Origin of the sequence: Streptomyces chrestomyceticus JCM 4735 (genome assembly GCF_003865135.1) — a bacterium.
GTDB classification, from domain to species: domain Bacteria; phylum Actinomycetota; class Actinomycetes; order Streptomycetales; family Streptomycetaceae; genus Streptomyces; species Streptomyces chrestomyceticus.
Genome location: NZ_BHZC01000001.1, coordinates 7,765,767 through 7,783,437, shown reverse-complemented (window position 1 = coordinate 7,783,437; position 17,671 = coordinate 7,765,767). Strand labels below are relative to the sequence as shown.

Here is a 17,671-nt window from a genome sequence, read left to right as displayed (position 1 = left end):
GGACGGGCCGGCCACCGGTCCGTGTCCCCTACCGCTTGCGCTTGTTGAACTCCGCGACCAGCTTCTCGTGGTCCTTGAGGTTGGTCGTGAAGTCCGTCTTCTTGCCGTCGATCGAGATGAAGAACAGCCACTTGGCGCTCTGGTCCGGGTCGATCGACGCCTTCAGCGCGTCCTCGCCGGGGTTGCCGATCGGGCCGGGCGGCAGGCCCTTGTAGAAGTACGTGTTGTACGGGTCGTCGTAGTTGCGGATCTCGCGCGTACTGATGTCGATCTTGCTCTGGTTCTTCAGGTAGTTGTACGTGGAGTCGAATTCGAGCTTCTGGTTGGTGATCGTGTTGCTCGGCGCCAGCCGGTTGTAGACGACCGCGGCCATCTTGCGGAAGTCGTCGTGGGTGATGCCCTCGGCCTGGGTGAGGCTGGCGACCGTGATCAGGTCCAGCGGCGACTTCAGCTCCAGCTTCCTGGCGTTCTCCTCCAGGTCGTACTTGGCGTACTCCCGGTTGGCCCGCGCCACCATCTCCTTGAGGACGTCCTCGGGCTTCGCCTTGCCGCTGACGCTGTAGGTGGACGGGTAGAGGAACCCTTCCAGCGGGTCCTTGATCTTCGGGTTGCTGTTCGCCCAGGAGGGCAGCCCGAGGTTCTTGAGCTGCGCGGCGGCGACGTCCTTGGTCGTACCGGACGTCAGGTGCAGCTTCTTGTCGATCAGGTCGTAGACGGCACCGTTGCGCAGGCCCTCGCGCACGGTCAGGCCGTTGCGGCTCTTGGGGTCGAGCATGAGCTGGACCGCGGACGCCGCGGACATCTGCTTGCGCAGTGAGTAGGCGCCGGCCTGGAGCTGCTTGTCGCTCGCCGCCTCCGTGAAGGCGTCCGCGCTCTTGACGACGCCCGCCTCCTTGAGGATCAGGCCCATCTTCAGGAGGGAGGCGCCGGACGGGATCTGGACCTGGACGTCCCCGCTGCCCTCGCCCTCGAAGTCGGGGGCCGAGCCGAAGTGGCTCTGCCAGAAGTCGTAGCCGAAGTAGGCGACACCGCCACCGCCGACGACGAAGACACCGGCGACGATCAGGCAGGCCATCCGGCTGCGCTGTTTGCTCTTGCGGCCGCGGCGCTCGCGGCCGGCGCGGCGTTCCTCGCGCGGGTCGGTGTCGTCGTCGTAGCCGTCGTCGCCGTCCCGGTCGTCCTTGAAGAAGGAGTGCGCCGGGTCGCGTACCTGCTCGTCCTGCTCGGGACCGGGAGCGGCCCGGAAGTCGTCGCCGGGCGGGGACGGGTGCGGCGGCTGGTTCAAGTGCTCCGGCCGTACCGCCTCGAACTGGGCGGTCTGGGCGATCTGGTCTCCCTGCTCGCCCTGTCCCTGCGGACCGTGCGGTCCCTGCGGAACGGACTGGCCGTGCGGCCCGGACTGCTCGTGCGGACCGGGCTGCCCCTGGGGCCCCGACTGTCCGGCCTGGCCGTGCGGCCCCGGCTGCCCTGCCTGCTGCTGCCGGAGGTGCTGGGGCTGCGGCGGCGGGTAGGCGTCCTGCGTCCCGTAGTAGTCGGGGCTCTGGCCGCTGTACGGGTCGACCGGCGGGTGTTGCCCGTACGGGTCGTACGGGGCGCCGCCCTGGGAGGCGTCCCAGCCGCCGCCGTACTGCTGCTGGGCCGGAGGGTACGGGCCGGACAGCTCGTCCCACTGCCGGCCCTGCGGCTGCTGCCCGTAGGGCTGCTGCTGACCGCCATGGCCGTCATGCTGCTGACCGCCGTGACCACCGTGCTGCTGACCGCCATGGCCGCCATGCTGCTGCCCGCCCTGCTGCTGACCGCCGTAAGCGTTCTGCTGCTGCGGGCCGTCGTACTGCTCCCCGTAGGGACCTTGCTGAGGTTGTCGCGGCTGGCCCCCGTAACGACCCTGGTCTCCGTAGAGAGGGTCGTCGGGATGCCACGGTTCGGAGCCGTAGCCCCGGCCATACTCAGTCATCGATCCCCTAGAGCCGCGAGGCGGTGCGCTCCTGGGTGGCAGCGCCTGCGGTACCGACCGCCTCTTTCTGCACGTGCGGTTGTTCGATCCGCCGCTACGTCGCGCGGAACGTTACCGTACCGCGATCAGATGACCACTTCGACGCTCTCTCCGGGTGGCTGTCCAGACACCCGTTCGGTCTCCAGTGCGCTCTGCAGAATCACCACGGCAGCGGCCTGATCCACCACCGAACGTCCCTTTTTGCTCCGCACCCCCGACGCCCGCAACCCTTGCGTGGCTGTGACCGTTGTCATGCGCTCATCCACGAGACGTACCGCCACCGGAGCGATCCCGCGCGCCATCTCCTGCGCGAAGGCCCGCACCTTGGCCGCGGCCGGCCCCTCTCCCCCGTTCAGGGAGCGGGGCAGGCCGACGACGACCTCGATGGGCTCGTACTCCTCGACGATGGCCTTGAGCCGCCGGTGCGCCGCCGGGACGTCCCGGCCCGGCACCGTCTCCACGGGGGTCGCGAGGACCCCGTCGGGGTCGCACGAGGCGACCCCGATCCGGGCGTCACCGACGTCGATGGCGAGGCGCCTGCCGCGCCGCATCCCACTCACGCGCTCAGGCCGCCTCGGCCACGAGACGCTCGACGGCCTCGATCGCCTCGGGCACCGCGGCGGCGTTCTGGCCGCCGCCCTGGGCGACGTCCGGCTTGCCGCCGCCACCGCCGCCGAGCGTCTTGGCAGCCGTACGGACCAGGTCACCGGCCTTGATGCCGCGCTCGCGGGCGGCCTCGTTGGTGGCGATGACGGTCAGCGGGCGGCCGTTGGCCACGGTGAACAGGGCGACCACGGCCGGGCGGTCGCCCGGGATGCGGCCGCGCACGTCCAGCACCAGCTTGCGCAGGTCGTCGGCGGAGGTGCCCTCGGCGACCTGCGCGGCGGCCAGCGCGACGCCCCGTACGTCCTTGGCGCCCTGGGCCAGCCCGGCGGCGGCCTGGAGGACCTTCTCCGCGCGGTAGCGCTCGATCTCCTTCTCGGCCTCGCGCAGCTTGGCCAGCATCCCGGAGACCTTCTCGGGCAGCTCCTCGGGACGGCCCTTGACCAGCTCGGTCAGTTGCGAGACGACGGTGTGCTCACGGGCCAGGAAGTGGTACGCGTCGGCGCCGACCAGGGCCTCCACACGGCGCACGCCGGACCCGATGGAGGACTCGCCGAGCAGCTTGACCAGGCCGAGCTGGGCGGTGTTGGCGACGTGCGTGCCGCCGCACAGCTCCTTGGAGAAGTCACCGATGGTCACCACGCGCACCTGGTCGCCGTACTTCTCGCCGAACTCGGCGATGGCGCCCTGCTTCTTGGCGTCCTCCATGCTCATGACCTCGGCCTGGACGTCCAGCTCGCGGGAGAGCACCTCGTTGATCCGCTGCTCGACGTCGGTCAGGACCGTGCCGGGCACGGCGGTCGGCGAGCCGAAGTCGAAGCGGAAGCGGCCCGGGGAGTTCTCCGAACCGGCCTGGGCGGCGGTCGGGCCGAGCGCGTCGCGCAGCGCCTGGTGGGTGAGGTGGGTGGCGCTGTGGGCGCGGGCGATGGCCCGGCGGCGCTTGACGTCGATGGTGGCGTACGCGGCCGAGCCGACCACGACCTCGCCGACCTGGACGACGCCCTTGTGGACCGTGACGCCGGGGACCGGCCGCTGCACGTCGCGGACCTCGACGACGGCGCCCGACTCCAGCCGGATGCGGCCGGTGTCGGCGAGCTGGCCGCCGCCCTCGGCGTAGAAGGGGGTCCGGTCCAGGACGATCTCGACCTCGTCGCCCTCGTGGGCGGCGGGGGCGGCGGTGCCGTTGGCCAGCAGGCCCACGACGGTGGACTCGCCCTCGGTGTGCGCGTAGCCGGTGAAGACGGTGGCGCCGGCGCGGTCGGCGACCTCGCGGTAGGCGGACAGGTCGGCGTGGCCGTGCTTCTTGGCCTGGGCGTCGGCCTTGGCGCGCTCCCGCTGCTCCTTCATCAGCCGGCGGAAGCCGTTCTCGTCCACCGAAAGGCCCTGTTCGGCGGCCATTTCGAGGGTGAGGTCGATGGGGAAGCCCCAGGTGTCGTGGAGCAGGAACGCCTTGTCGCCGGAGAGCACCGTGCCGCCGCCGGCCTTGGTCTCGGAGACGGCGGTGTCCAGGATGGCGGTGCCGGCCTTGAGCGTCTTGAGGAAGGCGGCCTCCTCGGCGAGGGCGACCGTCTCGATGCGCTTGCGGTCCTCCAGCAGCTCCGGGTACTGCTGGCCCATCGTCTTGATGACGACGTCCAGCAGGTCGGCGACGACCGGGCCGGTGGCGCCGAGCAGGCGCATGTTGCGGATGGCGCGGCGCATGATGCGGCGCAGCACGTAGCCGCGGCCCTCGTTGCCGGGGGTGACGCCGTCGCCGATGAGCATGGTGGACGTACGCATGTGGTCGGCGACCACGCGCAGCGACACGTCGGTGTCCGCGCCGGCGCCGTAGCGCACACCGGTCAGCTCGCCGGCCTTGTCGATGACGACCCGCAGGGTGTCGGTCTCGTACATGTTGTGGACGCCCTGGAGGATCATCGCCAGGCGTTCCAGGCCGAGGCCGGTGTCGATGTTCTTGCTCGGCAGTTCACCGAGGATCTCGAAGTCCTCCTTGCCGGTGCCCTCGCCGCGCTCGTACTGCATGAAGACCAGGTTCCAGATCTCCACGTACCGCTCGTCGTTGACGGCCGGGCCGCCCTCGACGCCGAACTCGGGGCCGCGGTCGTAGTTGATCTCGGAGCAGGGGCCGCACGGGCCCGGGACGCCCATGGACCAGTAGTTCTCCGACTTGCCCAGGCGCTGGATGCGCTCCTTGGGCACGCCGACGACCTCGTGCCAGATGCGCTCGGCCTCGTCGTCGTCCAGGTAGACCGTGACCCACAGGCGCTCCGGGTCCAGGCCGTAGCCGCCGTCCGCCTGCGAGCTGGTCAGCAGCTCCCAGGCGTACTTGATGGCGCCTTCCTTGAAGTAGTCGCCGAAGGAGAAGTTGCCGCACATCTGGAAGAACGTGCCGTGCCGGGTGGTCTTGCCGACCTCTTCGATGTCCGGCGTACGCACGCACTTCTGGACGCTGGTGGCGCGGTCGAAGGGCGGCTTGACCTCGCCGAGGAAGTACGGCTTGAAGGGCACCATGCCCGCGGGGACCAGCAGCAGGGTCGGGTCGTCCGCGATGAGCGACGCCGACGGCACTACGGTGTGCCCGCGCTCCTCGAAGAAGCGCAGCCAGCGGCGGCGGATTTCAGCCGACTCCATCAGTGGTCCTCATTTCCGGTCGGTCCGGTCGGGCCGGGTGTTCTTGTTCGGTGCTGCGTGAGCTGGTGCTGTGTGATGCGGTACTGCGTCGTTTCGAGTGCGCCGCGGGAGCGCGCCGGCGGCAGCTCGCGGGCGTCGCCCTGGTCCGTCAGGCCCAGCGCTTCCTGGAGCTGCCCTTCACGGTCCGCCATTCCCGTCCGGACGTCCGACGCGAATTGGCGCAGCCGCTGTCCGGTCTCGACGGCCTTGTCGGCGGCCTGGGCCGCGAGGCTGTCGGGCTGGAGCTTGCGCAGCTTGCGGTTGACCTTGGTGGTGGCCCAGACTCCGGCGGCGGCGCCGGTGGTGAACCAGAATGCGCGGCGGAACATCGCGGCGATCAGTCCTTGGAGCGACGGTTGCGGCGCCCGCCTCGGCGGGCTGCGGGCAGGGTACGGCCGACGACGGTGCGCTTCGGCTCGGGCGGCGCGCCCTTCTTGCCGATCGCGCGGCGCACGCCGTAGCCGAACGCCGCGACCTTGACCAGCGGTCCGCCGAACGCGGAGGAGACGGTCGAGGAGAGCGCGGAGGCGTTGGCGGTGACCTCCTGGACGTCGGAGGCGATCGCGTCGACGCGGGCGAGCTGGGTGTGCGCGGAGCGGACGGTCGCGGACGCGTCGGCCAGCAGCGGTACGGCCTGTTCGGACACCTCGGCGACCATCTTGGTCGTCGCCTTGAGCGTCTGCGCGAGCCTCACCAGCGCCAGGGCCAGGAAGGACACGAGGATCGCCCAGAAGACGGCCACGAGGATCCCGGCCACCTCTCCACCGGACACGTTGGCACCACTCTCCGACTGACTTGTTCTGGTTTCGTCCCGCTCGAACGGCAGAGCCCGAGCCTATCGCGCCGCGGCCGCCGGCCCGTACCGCGTTCCCCGTGCGGCGCGGGCCCCGCCGACGGGCGATTGTACGGTGCGCACACCTGCGAGTACGCTCCGTGTTCCATGCGACGCCCGATGCGCCCCGATCCCCTCTCCCGGGTTCCCCGCCCCTTCGCCGCGCGCCTGCGGGTGCCCGGGAACCTGCCCGCGGAGCTGACCCGGTTCGTCGGCCGCGGCGGTGAACTCGCCGCGCTCGCCGGTCACCTGGAGTCCGCCCGGCTGGTGACGGTCACCGGTGTCGGCGGGGCCGGGAAGACCCGGCTCGCCACCCAGGCCGCAGCGATCTTGCAGGATCGCTTCTGCGACGGGGTGTGGCTGGTCGAGCTGGCCGCCCTGCGCCACGGCGGCCTGCTGGACCACGCCGTCGCCGAAGCGCTGGGCCTCGCCGACCACACGGGCCGGCCGCCGCGCGCCGCGCTCCGCGACCACCTCGCCGGACGTGAGCTGCTGCTCGTCCTGGACGGGTACGAGCACCTGGTCGACGACTGCGCCGCGCTCGCCGCCGACCTGCTGCGACGGGCGCCCGGCCTGCGGGTCCTGGCGGCGGGCCGGCGCCCGCTCGGGCTGCCCGGCGAGCAGAACCTGCCGCTGCCGCCGATGGACGGCCCGGACGCGGCCGCCCTCTTCCACGACCGCGCCGCCGCCGTCGTCCCCGGCTTCCGCACCGACGCGGACGGCGAGGCCGCCGTCGCCGAGCTGTGCCGGCGGCTCGACGGCATCCCGCTCGCCCTGGAACTGGCCGCCGGGCGGCTGCGGGCCCTGTCGGTGGAACAACTGCTGCACCGGATCGACGACCGCTTCCGGCTGCTGACCGGGGGCACCCGCACCGCTCCCCCGGCCTTCCCTGAGCAGTGCGCCCCTCCGGCACGCCACCAGACCCTGCGGACGACGATCGGCTGGAGTCACGAGCTGTGCACCCCCGCGGAGCGCCTGCTGTGGGCACGGCTCTCCGTCTTCGCCGGGCAGTTCGACCTGGACGCCGCCGAGTACATCTGTTCCGGCCCCGACCTGCCCGCGGACGAACTGCTCGACGTCCTCGGTGAACTGGTGGCCCAGTCCGTGGCCGTACGGGAGGAGACCCCGGCGGGCCTGCGCTACCGGATGCTGGACACCGTACGGGAGTACGGCGTCGGCTGGCTGGAAGCGCTGGGCGACGTCGAGCGGCTGCGCCGCAGGCACCGCGACTGGTACGTGGGCCTGGCCACCTGGTGCGAGCTGGACTGGTTCAGTCCTCGGCAGGCCGAGGTCGCCGCCCGTATCGAGTGCGAGCTGCCCAACCTGCGGATCGCCCTGGAATACAGCCTCGACAGCCCTGGAGACGCGCACCTGGGCCAGTACCTGGCGGGCACCTTGTGGTTCTACTGGGTCGGCTGCGGCCGGCTCTCGGAAGGGCGGCACTGGCTCGACCGCTCCCTGGAGCTGGACAGCGAGCACGACGACGCACGCCTCAAAGCGCTGTGGGTGGCCGGGTACGTGGCGGTGCTCCAGGGCGACGCGGTCGGCGCGCTGGGCGCGCTGCGGGAGTGCGGCGAGGAGGCGGAGCGCGCGGGCAACGCCACCGCGGCCGCGTACGCAGTGCACCGCACCGGCTGCCTCGCGCTGGTCCGCGACGACATGCCGCGCGCCGAGCGGCTGCTGCGCGACGCGCTCTCCCGCTACCGGGACATCGGCGAGCTCAACAGCAACGTACTGATGGCACAGGTCGAACTGGCGATGGCGGTGGCCTTCCAGGGCGACATCGCGGAGGCGGTGCGGCTGTGCGAGGACGTACGGCAGGTCTGCGACGACCACGGGGAGCGGTGGGCCCTGGCGTACGCGCTGTTCGTACTGGCCTACGCGGCCTGGAACCGCGGCGAGGCGGCGCGGGCGCGCGCGCTGCTGGAGGAGTGTCTCGCCATCGACCACGCCTTCCACGACCTGCTGGGCGCGGTGCTGGCCGTCGAGCTGCTGGCGCTGGTCACCCTCGGCGAAGGCGATCCGGCGGAGGCGGCGCTGCTCCAGGGGGCCGCCGGGCGGATCTGGCCCTCGGTAGGGCTGCCGCTGTTCGGCTCCCGCTACTACAACCAGCCGCACCAGCTCTGCGAGGAGCAGGCGCGGGAGCTGCTGGGGGCGGAGCGGTACGAGCGCTGCGTGCGGGCCGGCGCCCGGCTCGACCTGGACGCGACGGTCGCCCGGATTCTGAGCGGCAGCGACAGCAGTGGCGGCGGGAGTGGGAACGGGGGCGCGCGGCCGGACGGCGCCGTACCGGGCCCGCGGGCCACGGCGCCGGGGCCGCGCCCGGAAAACAGCGAACCCGCCACCTCCCCCACCGCGAGCGGCGGGGAGACGACGGGCTGAGCACGCGGCTGTCCGCGCGCGGGGCGCGCGGACCGATCCGTGCGGTGCCTACGCCTGGATCAACGGGCGTAGTACTCGACGACGAGCTGCTCGTCGCAGATCACCGGGATCTCCTTGCGCTGCGGGTCACGGTCCAGGCGGAACGCCAGGGCCTTCAGGTTGACCTGCAGGTAGCGGGGGGTCTCGCCGTCGGGGGCGTAGCCACCCTCACGCGCGACCTGGAAGGGGTGCTTCTCGCGGCTGCGCTCGCGGACCATCACGACGTCGTCGGGACGGACGCGGAAGGACGGCTTGTCGACCTTGCGGTCGTTCACCGAGATGTGGCCGTGGACGACCATCTGACGGGCCTGGTAGATCGTCCGGGCGATGCCCGAACGCAGGACGAGCGCGTCCAGACGGCGCTCAAGCTCGATGATCAGCGCTTCGCCGGTCTTGCCTTCGACCTTCCGAGCGCGGTCGTAGGCACGCGCCATCTGGCGCTCGCTGATGTCGTACTGCGCACGCAGACGCTGCTTCTCCAGCAGACGGACCTTGTAGTCACTGTTCTGCTTGCGGCCACGGCCGTGCTCGCCGGGCGGGTAGGGACGGGCCTCGAAGTACTTGACGGCCTTCGGCGTCAGGGCGATGCCGAGAGCGCGCGACTTCTTGACCTTGGGACGCGACTGGTTCACGTGGAACGGACCTCCGTGTAGGTTAGGTTAGGCTTACCTTACTTCGAGGAGAACGCATGTTTCGACCTGGGATCCCCCTGCCCGGTGCTGGTCAGAGCACCGGGACGGGTCAGCCGCGTCCCGTGGAAGACGCCCAGCAGCCAGCCGCCGCCGAGCGCGTACGCACCCTCGTCGAGTCCAATGGTATGGCCTCGCTGAGCATCCCCGGAATCGAGGACCCCGACGACGCCGGACTCTCGTCCCCAGTATGCCGTACGGTCACCAGTGCTGGTGACGTGCTCCTCCTGGTCCCCGGGGACTCCGCGGCCGCCAGGGCCGCCGCCCACGCCCAGGACGACGACCTGACCGCCGTGATGGAGATCACCGACGTGGCACCCGTCTCGGTGCCGCACCGCATCCGCGGCCGGGCCTGGGTCGCGGGCTGGCTCACTCCCGTACGCAACGAGGACCGCGCCCGCGCCGCCATGCTGCTCGCCGAACGGCACCCGGTCGGCGAGCTGCTCGGCATCGGCGAGGCCCTGCAGCCGGACCCGCCGCCGGGCATGTTCGGACGGCCCGCGTGGATGATGCTGCGCATGGAGGTCGGCGAGGCGGCCGTGGACGACCTGTGGGGCGCCCAGGCCATCGAGCCGGACGAGTTCGCCCGGGCCGAACCCGACCCGCTGGCGGACCACGAGGCGGAGCTGCTCCAGCACCTCCACTCGGCCCACAGCGACCAGGTCCGCGGTCTGTGCACGCTGCTCGGGGACCGCTCGCAGCGCGCGTGCGACTTCCGCGACCGGGCCGTACCGGTGGCCCTGGACCGCTTCGGCCTGCGGGTGCGCTTCACCGACGACGCGCACCGCTCGTTCGACGCCCGCTTCGACTTCCCGGAACCCGTCCGCGACGTCGTCGAACTCCGCCGCGCCATGCACACCCTCTTCGACGCGGCCGCGTCCGGATGACCACGGGAGCCGCTCCCCGCCGGACGGGCCGGCACCCGGCCCGTCCGGCGATCGGGAAGCCGTGCGGTAGCCCTGCTGCCGGATCCTGACGTCACAGATCCCGATGTCACAGATAGAGCGCCCGGTTGACCGGAATGCCCTGCTCCGCGCAGCCCCGCTCGTAGTGGTCGATGAACCAGAAGACGTCGATCACCTCCGTCACCCGGTCCCGCTCGTCGAGGAACTCCACCGGCCCGTTCAGCCAGAAGACGGTCTTCATGCCCTCGTCGGAGACCAGGGTGTGGGTACGGCCCGGACTCTCCCGGACGAAGTCGCCGGGGCGGCCGACCCAGTCGTACTCCAGGTAGCGCCAGCTACCGTCGAGCACATAGCCCGAGACCGGGCCGCGATGGCGGTGCCGGCCCAGCACGCCGCCCGCCTGCACCCACAGGACGTTCGCGGCCGAGCTGCTGCGGATGTCGAACGTCAGATGCTTGATCATCACCTGCGGGGCGAACGGGATCCAGGGCGAGTCCGCCGCCGCGATGTGCCCTTCGGGCAGCGCGTACTGGTCCCGGCGCCGGTCGAGCCGCGCTTCGGTCTCGGCCAAGCTGTCCGCTCCCGGATCCGAGCTGATCGTCATGGCGGAACCCTTCCCGTCGGCGCAGACCCCTGAGCGAACGCCCAGGCACAGCCATGGTCGGCTCCCCCGCCCCGGCGCAACAGTCGCCTTCCGGTCGGCAAGCATCAGCCCGTCCGGCGCTTGAGGACGGCCCTCAGCCACGAGCAACCCGCACCCGACACTCAACCGCCCCGCCCACGCACCCGCGTTTTTACGGTTCCTCGCCGCGCAAGCGGCCCCGTACCCGGTCCGTCACATCCGCGTACCGCGCCTCCGCGCCGTACCGCGTAGGCGCGTAATACCGCTTGCCGTGGACCTCGTCCGGCGCGTACTGCTGGGCCGCGATCCCGCCGGGCAGGTCGTGCGGGTACTGATAGCCCTTGCCGTGGCCCAGTTTCTCGGCGCCCTTGTAGTGGCTGTCGCGCAGATGCGACGGCACGGGGCCCGCCAGTCCGGCCCGTACGTCCGCGAGGGCCGCGTCGATCGCCAGGTAGGCCGCGTTGGACTTGGGGGCCAGCGCCAGCGCGATCGTGGCCTGGCTGAGCGTGATCCGGGCCTCCGGGAAGCCGATCAGCGCGACGGCCTGGGCCGCGGCCACCGCGGTCTGCAGGGCGGACGGGTCGGCGAGCCCGATGTCCTCGCTCGCCGAGATCATCAGCCGGCGGGCGATGAACCGCGGGTCCTCGCCCGCCTCGATCATCCGCGCGAGGTAGTGCAGCGCCGCGTCCACGTCGGAGCCGCGGATCGATTTGATCAGCGCGCTGGCGACGTCGTAGTGCTGGTCACCGGCCCGGTCGTACTTGACCGCGGCCCGGTCGACGGACTCCTCCAGCGTCTGGAGGGTGATCTCCTTCTCCCCCTTGGAGATGGCCGACCCGGCCCCCGCCTCCAGGGCCGTGAGCGCCCGGCGCGCGTCGCCGCCCGCGATGCGCAGCAGGTGCGCCTCGGTGTCCTCGGGCAGGGTGACCGCGCCGGCCAGGCCCCGCGCGTCCGTCAGCGCGCGCTTGAGCAGGCCGCGCAGGTCGTCGTCGGTGAGCGGTTCGAGCGTCAGCAGGAGGGAGCGGGAGAGCAGCGGGGAGATCACCGAGAAGTACGGGTTCTCGGTGGTGGCGGCGATCAGCGTCACCCAGCGGTTCTCGACGGCGGGCAGCAGGGAGTCCTGCTGTGCCTTGCTGAAGCGGTGGATCTCGTCGAGGAAGAGGACGGTCTCCTTGCCGTAGCCACCCGAGGCACGGCGCGCGCCGTCGATGACGGCCCGGACCTCCTTGACGCCCGCGGTGATCGCGGAGAGCTCCACGAAGCGCTTGTTCGTCGCCTGGCTGACCACGTACGCGAGGGTGGTCTTGCCGATGCCGGGCGGCCCCCACAGGAAGACGGAGGACGGGCCGGCGGGCCCGCCGTTGCCCTCGCCGACCAGGCGGCGCAGCGGCGATCCTGGCTTGAGCAGATGCTGCTGGCCGACCACCTCGTCGAGGGTGCGCGGACGCATCCGTACGGCGAGGGGTGACCCGGTGGGGTCTTTCTCCTGGCGGTCTTCGGCAGCGGCGGTGAACAGGTCGGGCTCCACGCTGAGAGCCTAATTCACCGCACTGACAATGCCGCCGGGGAGCCGGTTTCCCGGCCGCCCGGCGGCATCGTCGAGGCCCGGACCGGCCTCAGATCAGCGAGCTCCAGTACGACCACCACTTGGTGAGGATCAGCAGCGCGATCACGCCGTACCAGAGCACCGGCACGACCCAGTGGAACTCCAGCACGGCCTTCCGCAGGCCGGCCGGCGCGGGGATGATGCCGTGCTTGAGGTTGTGCACGGTGGTGTACCAGAACATCAGGATGGTGACGCACCAGGTCAGCGTGCACCACAGGCACAGCGAGTTGATGACGTACAGCGACTGCGACATCAGCCACATGCAGAAGACGGCGCCGGCGAGGGTGCCGATGTTCAGGCCGATCCAGTACCAGGCGCGGTAGCGGGCCCCGGCGAGCAGCCCGACGCCGATCCCCATGACCACGCCGAAGGCGATCAGGCCGGCGACCGGGTTGGGGAAGCCGAAGACCTCGGCCTGCGGGCTCTGCATCACGCTGCCGCAGGAGACGATCGGGCTCAGGCTGCAGGCCGGCTTGAAGTTGGGGTCCTTCAGCAGCTCGATCTTGTCCATGGTGATCACCCAGGCCGCGAGCAGCCCCAGGGCGCTGGTGATGACCAGCAGCCAGGCCAGGCCCCGTCCCGAGCCGGTCGGGCCGCCGCCGCGGCCCGGGTGATCGTCGCCGGTGGACACGTCGTCAAGCGCTGTCGTCGTCATATCGCCGTTCCGTCGGTGCCGTGGGGAGTGAGCGGGCGGCGCGTTCCAACTGGCGCGCGCCGGGCCCTCATTCTGCCCCAACCGGACACCCGGCCACTGTTCGATGCGCATAAAGACCCCCTTCCGAGCCACCGCGCGGACAGCGCGGCGGACGGCCGGAAGGGGGTCTCTACACGACGACGGCGGCCCCGTACAGAGGCGGCCGGGATCAGCCGAGCCTGCGGCGGACCTCTTCGGCCACCGAGTCCAGCGCGACCGGGGTCTGCTCGCCGCTCTCCAGGTCCTTGAGCTGTACGACACCTTCGGCCAGATCCCGCTCACCGGCGACGACCGCGAGGCGGGCGCCCGAGCGGTTCGCCGACTTCATCGCGTTCTTCAGGCCCTTGCCGCCGTACGCGAAGTCGGTGGCGATCCCGGCCCGGCGCAGCTCGGTGACGGTGGCGAACAGCGTCCGCCGGGCCTCCTCGCCGAGCGGCACGGCGAAGACGGCCGTGCTCGCGGGCAGCTCCAGCTCGACGCCCTCGGCCTCCAGGGCCAGCACCGTGCGGTCCACGCCGAGCGCCCAGCCCACCGAGGGCAGCGCGGGGCCGCCGATCATCTCGGACAGGCCGTCGTAGCGTCCGCCGCCACCGACCGCGGACTGCGAGCCGAGGCCGTCGTGGACGAACTCGAACGTCGTACGGGTGTAGTAGTCCAGGCCGCGTACCAGCTTCGGGTCGTCCTCGTAGGCGACGCCCGCCGCGGTCAGCAGCTCGCGCACCTGCTCGTGGTACGCCTTGCACGCCTCGCACAGGTGGTCGCGCAGCAGCGGCGCGCCCACCAGTTGCTTCTGCACGTCGGGGCGCTTGTCGTCGAGCACCCGCAGCGGGTTGATCTCGGCGCGGCGGCGGGTGTCCTCGTCCAGGTCGAGCCCGTACAGGAACTCCTGGAGGGCCGCCCGGTAGACGGGACGGCACTCCTTGTCGCCGAGCGAGTTGAGCAGGATGCGGAAGTTCTGCAGGCCCAGCGAGCGGTAGGCGTCGTTGGCCAGGATGATCAGCTCGGCGTCCAGCGCCGGGTCCTCGGCACCGATGGCCTCGGCGCCGACCTGGGAGAAGTGGCGGTAGCGGCCCTTCTGCGGGCGCTCGTAGCGGTAGTACGAGCCGGAGTACCAGAGCTTGACGGGAAGGTTGCCCGCCTTGTGGAGGTTGGCCTCCAGGGCGGCGCGCAGCACCGAGGCGGTGCCCTCGGGGCGCAGCGCGAGCTTGTCGCCGCCCTTGGTCTCGAAGGCGTACATCTCCTTGGTCACGATGTCGGTGGACTCGCCGACGCCGCGTGCGAACAGCTCGACGTTCTCGAATCCGGGCGTCTCGACGTAGCCGTAACCGGAGCGCTTGAGGGGTCCGGAGATCGCGTCGCGGACCGCCAGGTAGGTGGCGGACTGCGGCGGGATCAGGTCGTAGGTGCCCTTGGGGGCCTTGAAGGTGCTCACGGAAGTTCTCGTCACATTCCTCGTCGCGGAGCCGGGCTGTGCGGTGCGCCGTCTCCGAGGCCGGCGGCCACCTCCCGCAGGAACGGGTTGGTGGCGCGCTCGCGGCCGATGGTGGTCTGGGGGCCGTGGCCGGACAGTACGACGGTCTCGTCCTGGAGGGGCAGGCACACCCGCTCCAGCGACCGCAGTATCTCGGCGTGGTCGCCGCCCGGCAGGTCGGTACGTCCGATGGAGCCGGCGAACAGCAGGTCGCCCGAGAAGAAGACCGGCGGAATGTCCGCCTGCCCGGGCATCCGGAAGGTCACCGACCCCTTGGTATGGCCCGGGGCGTGCGCGACCGAGAACTCCATCCCGGCCAGCTCCAGCTTCGCGCCGTCGCCCAGCTCCTTGACGTCGTCCGGCTCCCCCACGGTCAGCTCGCCCATGAGCTGCTGCCCGATGGAGCGGCCGAGGGCCTTCTCCGGGTCGCTCATCATGTAGCGGTCGGCGGGGTGGATCCAGGCGGGCACGTCGTGCGCGCCGCACACCGGGACGACCGAGGCGACGTGGTCGATGTGCCCGTGGGTGAGGACGACGGCGACGGGCTTGAGCCGATGCTTCTTGAGTGCTTCCTCGACGCCCTGGGCGGCCTGGTGGCCCGGGTCGATGATCACGCACTCCTCACCCGCGGCCGGGGCGACCAGGTAACAGTTGGTCCCCCAGGCCCCGGCGGGGAACCCGGCAATGAGCACGTTCGTCCTCAACATTCGACAGCGGCGGACGGATCACCGGCGGCGATCCGGAAGATTTCGGCTGTTGAAGAGCCTACCGGCGGGACTCCCACCCGGGCGAACCCGTATACGGTACGGCCCACGGCAGACCTCAGCGCACACCTAGGAGACGACCGGTGGTCAGCAGCGATCAGCGGCGGCGGCAGCTCGCCCGCGAGAAGTACGAGCGCCAGCAGCAGCGGCGTGCCGCGGCCCGGCGCAAGACCAAGCGCCGCAACGTGATCGTCGCGGCGGCCGTGGCGGTCGCGCTGGCCGCCGGCGCGGCCGCGTACGCCTCGGTCGGGCTGACGGGCGGTGACGACACGGTCGACGCGGCGGCGCCCAGCCCGAGCAAGGCCGCCGACCCGTGCGGCAAGCCGGCCCCGGGCTCGCCGTCCAAGAAGACCTGGAAGAAGGAACCGGAGATGTCCGTCGACACCTCCGCCGCGTACGCGATGAAGCTGCAGACGACCTGCGGCGACATCGGCATCAAACTGGACGCCGCCAAGGCGCCGCACACCGTCAACTCCTTCGCGTTCCTGGCGGGCGAGAAGTTCTTCGACCACAGCAAGTGCCACCGGCTGGTCGACCAGGGCATCTACGTCCTCCAGTGCGGCGACCCGACCGGCACCGGCGCGGGCACCCCCGGCTACACCGTCCCGGACGAGAACCTGAAGGACCCGAAGCTCAAGGGCGACATCTACCCGGCGGGCACGGTCGCGATGGCCAACCGCTACGACGGCAAGAGCGACAAGACCCGTAACAGCGGCGGCAGCCAGTTCTTCCTCGTCTACCAGGACAGCAAGCTGCCCCCGAACTACACGCCCTTCGGCACCGTCACCGAGGGCATGGACGTCCTGAAGAAGATCGCCGGGGCGGGCTCGACGCCCGATCCGTCGACGGGCAACACCGCACCCAACGCGACGGTGGTGATCGACCGGGCGACCGTCACCAAAACCTGACCCGGGTGCGCCCCCGGGCACGCCGGAGGCGCCGCCGCGGTGGGCGAACCGCAAATTTCGGTCGTGCTGGATGCGGACAGCCGGCCCGCCGGTCGCCTAGATTGGCGTTGTGTAGGGTGCCTGCTCCGACGGCTGCCACCCGCACCCGCAAGACACCCGTCGGACCGGCCGGGGCGCTGCCCCGCCGGACAGAAACTGTGGACGATGCCGGGGGGCGACGCGCTCTCGTCGGCATCATGTGGAGGAGGCGCTGTGAGCAGCGACCCATGGGGCCGCGTCGACGAGACGGGGACCGTGTACGTGCGTACCGCCGACGGCGAGCAGGTCGTCGGATCGTGGCAGGCGGGAACTCCCGAAGAGGCCCTCGCCTACTTCGAGCGCAAGTATGAGGGCCTGGTCGTCGAGATCGGCCTCCTCGAACGGCGGGTCAGGACCACCGACCTGTCGGCCAAGGACGCGACGGCCGCGATCGACCACCTGCGGCAGCAGGTGGACGAACACCACGCGGTGGGTGACCTGGACGCGCTGCGCAAGCGGCTGGACCAGCTCGTCACCGATGTCGAGGCGCGCCGCGAGGAGCGCAAGGCGCAGAAGGCGCGGCAGAGCGACGAGGCCCGGCAGGCCAAGGAGAAGCTGGTCGCCGAGGCCGAGGAGCTGGCGGCCAGCGAGCAGTGGCGGGCGGCCGGCGAGCGGCTGCGGGCCCTGGTGGACACCTGGAAGGGGCTGCCGCGGCTGGACCGCAAGGCGGACGACGAGCTGTGGCACCGCTTCTCGCACGCCCGCTCGGCGTTCTCCAAGCGGCGCAAGGCGCACTTCGCGTCGCTGGACGCGCAGCGCGAGGAGGCCCGCAAGACCAAGGAGCGGCTGGTCTCGGAGGCCGAGGCGCTGTCCGGTTCGACGGACTGGGGGCCCACCGCGGCCCGTTACCGCGAGCTGATGGCCGACTGGAAGGCCGCGGGCCGCGCCCAGCGCGAGCACGAGGACGACCTGTGGAACCGCTTCCGCGGCGCCCAGGACGTCTTCTTCCAGGCGCGCAGCGAGGTGTTCGCCGAGCGCGACGCCGAGCAGCGGGAGAACCTCACGCGCAAGGAGGAGCTGGTCGCCGAGGCGGAGAAGCTGCTCCCGGTCTCGGACCTGAAGGCGGCGCGGGCCGCGTTCCGTTCGATCAACGAGCGGTGGGAGGCCATCGGCCATGTGCCGCGGGACGCCCGCCCGAAGATCGAGGGCCGGATGCACGCGGTCGAGCGCGCCATCCAGGAGTCCGAGGAGGCCGAGTGGCGCCGGACGAACCCGGAGGCGCGGGCGCGCGCCGCGGGTCTGACCGGGCAGCTCCAGGACGCGGTCGACAAGCTGCAGAAGCAGATCGACGCGGCCCGCGCGGCCGGCAACGACGCCAAGGCCGACAAGCTCGGCCGCGAGCTGGAGGGCCGCCAGGCGCTGCTGGACCAGGCGCTGAAGGGGCTTGAGGAGTTCGGCGGTAAGTAGGCCGTAGT

At 71.4% G+C, this 17,671-nt stretch carries 15 protein-coding genes; 4 read left to right on the top strand and 11 right to left on the bottom strand.

Going from position 1 to position 17,671, the window contains the following annotated elements; genetic code table 11:
- Positions 1–28: 28 nt before the first annotated feature.
- From mltG to EJG53_RS34125, 5 genes are all read right to left on the bottom strand, one after another.
- On the bottom strand, positions 29–1,954 hold the full coding sequence (gene mltG / locus EJG53_RS34150; protein WP_125048140.1) for an endolytic transglycosylase MltG: 1,926 nt from the start codon (positions 1,952–1,954) through the stop codon (positions 29–31).
- A 125-nt stretch (positions 1,955–2,079) separates the two neighbouring features.
- Positions 2,080–2,544: a Holliday junction resolvase RuvX gene (ruvX, locus tag EJG53_RS34140; RefSeq protein WP_030023480.1), complete on the bottom strand. Its 465-nt coding sequence runs from the start codon at positions 2,542–2,544 to the stop codon at positions 2,080–2,082.
- A gap of 13 nt (positions 2,545–2,557) precedes the next feature.
- Complete coding sequence (alaS, locus tag EJG53_RS34135; RefSeq protein WP_125048139.1) at positions 2,558–5,227, bottom strand: alanine--tRNA ligase; 2,670 nt, start codon at positions 5,225–5,227, stop codon at positions 2,558–2,560.
- The gene (locus tag EJG53_RS34130; RefSeq protein WP_125048138.1) at positions 5,227–5,595 is read right to left on the bottom strand and encodes a DUF6167 family protein; all 369 of its coding nucleotides are present in this window, start codon (positions 5,593–5,595) and stop codon (positions 5,227–5,229) included. The genes alaS and EJG53_RS34130 overlap by 1 nt, the downstream gene beginning before the upstream one ends.
- An 8-nt stretch (positions 5,596–5,603) precedes the next feature.
- Positions 5,604–6,038 (bottom strand): DUF948 domain-containing protein, encoded by a 435-nt coding sequence (locus EJG53_RS34125; protein ID WP_174856498.1) that lies wholly within the window; start codon positions 6,036–6,038, stop codon positions 5,604–5,606.
- Between the two features lie 168 nt (positions 6,039–6,206).
- Between EJG53_RS34125 and EJG53_RS34120 the strand changes: the two genes are divergently transcribed.
- Positions 6,207–8,480 carry an ATP-binding protein gene (locus EJG53_RS34120; RefSeq protein WP_125048137.1) on the top strand — a complete coding sequence of 758 codons (2,274 nt, stop codon included), beginning with the start codon at positions 6,207–6,209 and terminating at the stop codon, positions 8,478–8,480.
- Between the two features lie 59 nt (positions 8,481–8,539).
- Here EJG53_RS34120 and rpsD read toward each other — a convergent pair whose 3' ends face one another.
- Positions 8,540–9,151, bottom strand: coding sequence for a 30S ribosomal protein S4 (rpsD, locus tag EJG53_RS34115; protein ID WP_030023487.1), 612 nt, complete (start codon positions 9,149–9,151; stop codon positions 8,540–8,542).
- Between the two features lie 185 nt (positions 9,152–9,336).
- Between rpsD and EJG53_RS34110 the strand changes: the two genes are divergently transcribed.
- The gene (locus tag EJG53_RS34110; protein WP_125049780.1) at positions 9,337–10,095 is read left to right on the top strand and encodes a DUF2470 domain-containing protein; all 759 of its coding nucleotides are present in this window, start codon (positions 9,337–9,339) and stop codon (positions 10,093–10,095) included.
- 106 nt (positions 10,096–10,201) lie between these two features.
- Here the strand turns inward: EJG53_RS34110 and EJG53_RS34105 are convergent, their stop codons facing one another.
- The 5 genes from EJG53_RS34105 to EJG53_RS34085 all read right to left on the bottom strand — a co-directional run bounded on the left by EJG53_RS34105 (position 10,202) and on the right by EJG53_RS34085 (position 15,198).
- The gene (locus tag EJG53_RS34105; protein WP_125048136.1) at positions 10,202–10,717 is read right to left on the bottom strand and encodes a 2,4'-dihydroxyacetophenone dioxygenase family protein; all 516 of its coding nucleotides are present in this window, start codon (positions 10,715–10,717) and stop codon (positions 10,202–10,204) included.
- A gap of 190 nt (positions 10,718–10,907) precedes the next feature.
- Positions 10,908–12,263, bottom strand: coding sequence for a replication-associated recombination protein A (locus EJG53_RS34100; RefSeq protein ID WP_030023490.1), 1,356 nt, complete (start codon positions 12,261–12,263; stop codon positions 10,908–10,910).
- Between the two features lie 88 nt (positions 12,264–12,351).
- Positions 12,352–12,996 (bottom strand): vitamin K epoxide reductase family protein, encoded by a 645-nt coding sequence (locus EJG53_RS34095; RefSeq protein WP_125048135.1) that lies wholly within the window; start codon positions 12,994–12,996, stop codon positions 12,352–12,354.
- 208 nt (positions 12,997–13,204) lie between these two features.
- Positions 13,205–14,467 carry a histidine--tRNA ligase gene (gene hisS / locus EJG53_RS34090; RefSeq protein ID WP_125048134.1) on the bottom strand — a complete coding sequence of 421 codons (1,263 nt, stop codon included), beginning with the start codon at positions 14,465–14,467 and terminating at the stop codon, positions 13,205–13,207.
- An 11-nt stretch (positions 14,468–14,478) separates the two neighbouring features.
- Positions 14,479–15,198 (bottom strand): MBL fold metallo-hydrolase, encoded by a 720-nt coding sequence (locus EJG53_RS34085; RefSeq protein WP_125048133.1) that lies wholly within the window; start codon positions 15,196–15,198, stop codon positions 14,479–14,481.
- A gap of 155 nt (positions 15,199–15,353) precedes the next feature.
- On the opposite strand from EJG53_RS34085, the gene EJG53_RS34080 reads away from it, so the two are divergent.
- Both EJG53_RS34080 and EJG53_RS34075 read left to right on the top strand, forming a co-directional pair.
- Positions 15,354–16,178: a peptidylprolyl isomerase gene (locus EJG53_RS34080; RefSeq protein ID WP_125048132.1), complete on the top strand. Its 825-nt coding sequence runs from the start codon at positions 15,354–15,356 to the stop codon at positions 16,176–16,178.
- A 252-nt stretch (positions 16,179–16,430) separates the two neighbouring features.
- Positions 16,431–17,663 (top strand): DUF349 domain-containing protein, encoded by a 1,233-nt coding sequence (locus EJG53_RS34075; protein ID WP_030999434.1) that lies wholly within the window; start codon positions 16,431–16,433, stop codon positions 17,661–17,663.
- The last annotated feature ends 8 nt before the right edge of the window (positions 17,664–17,671 follow it).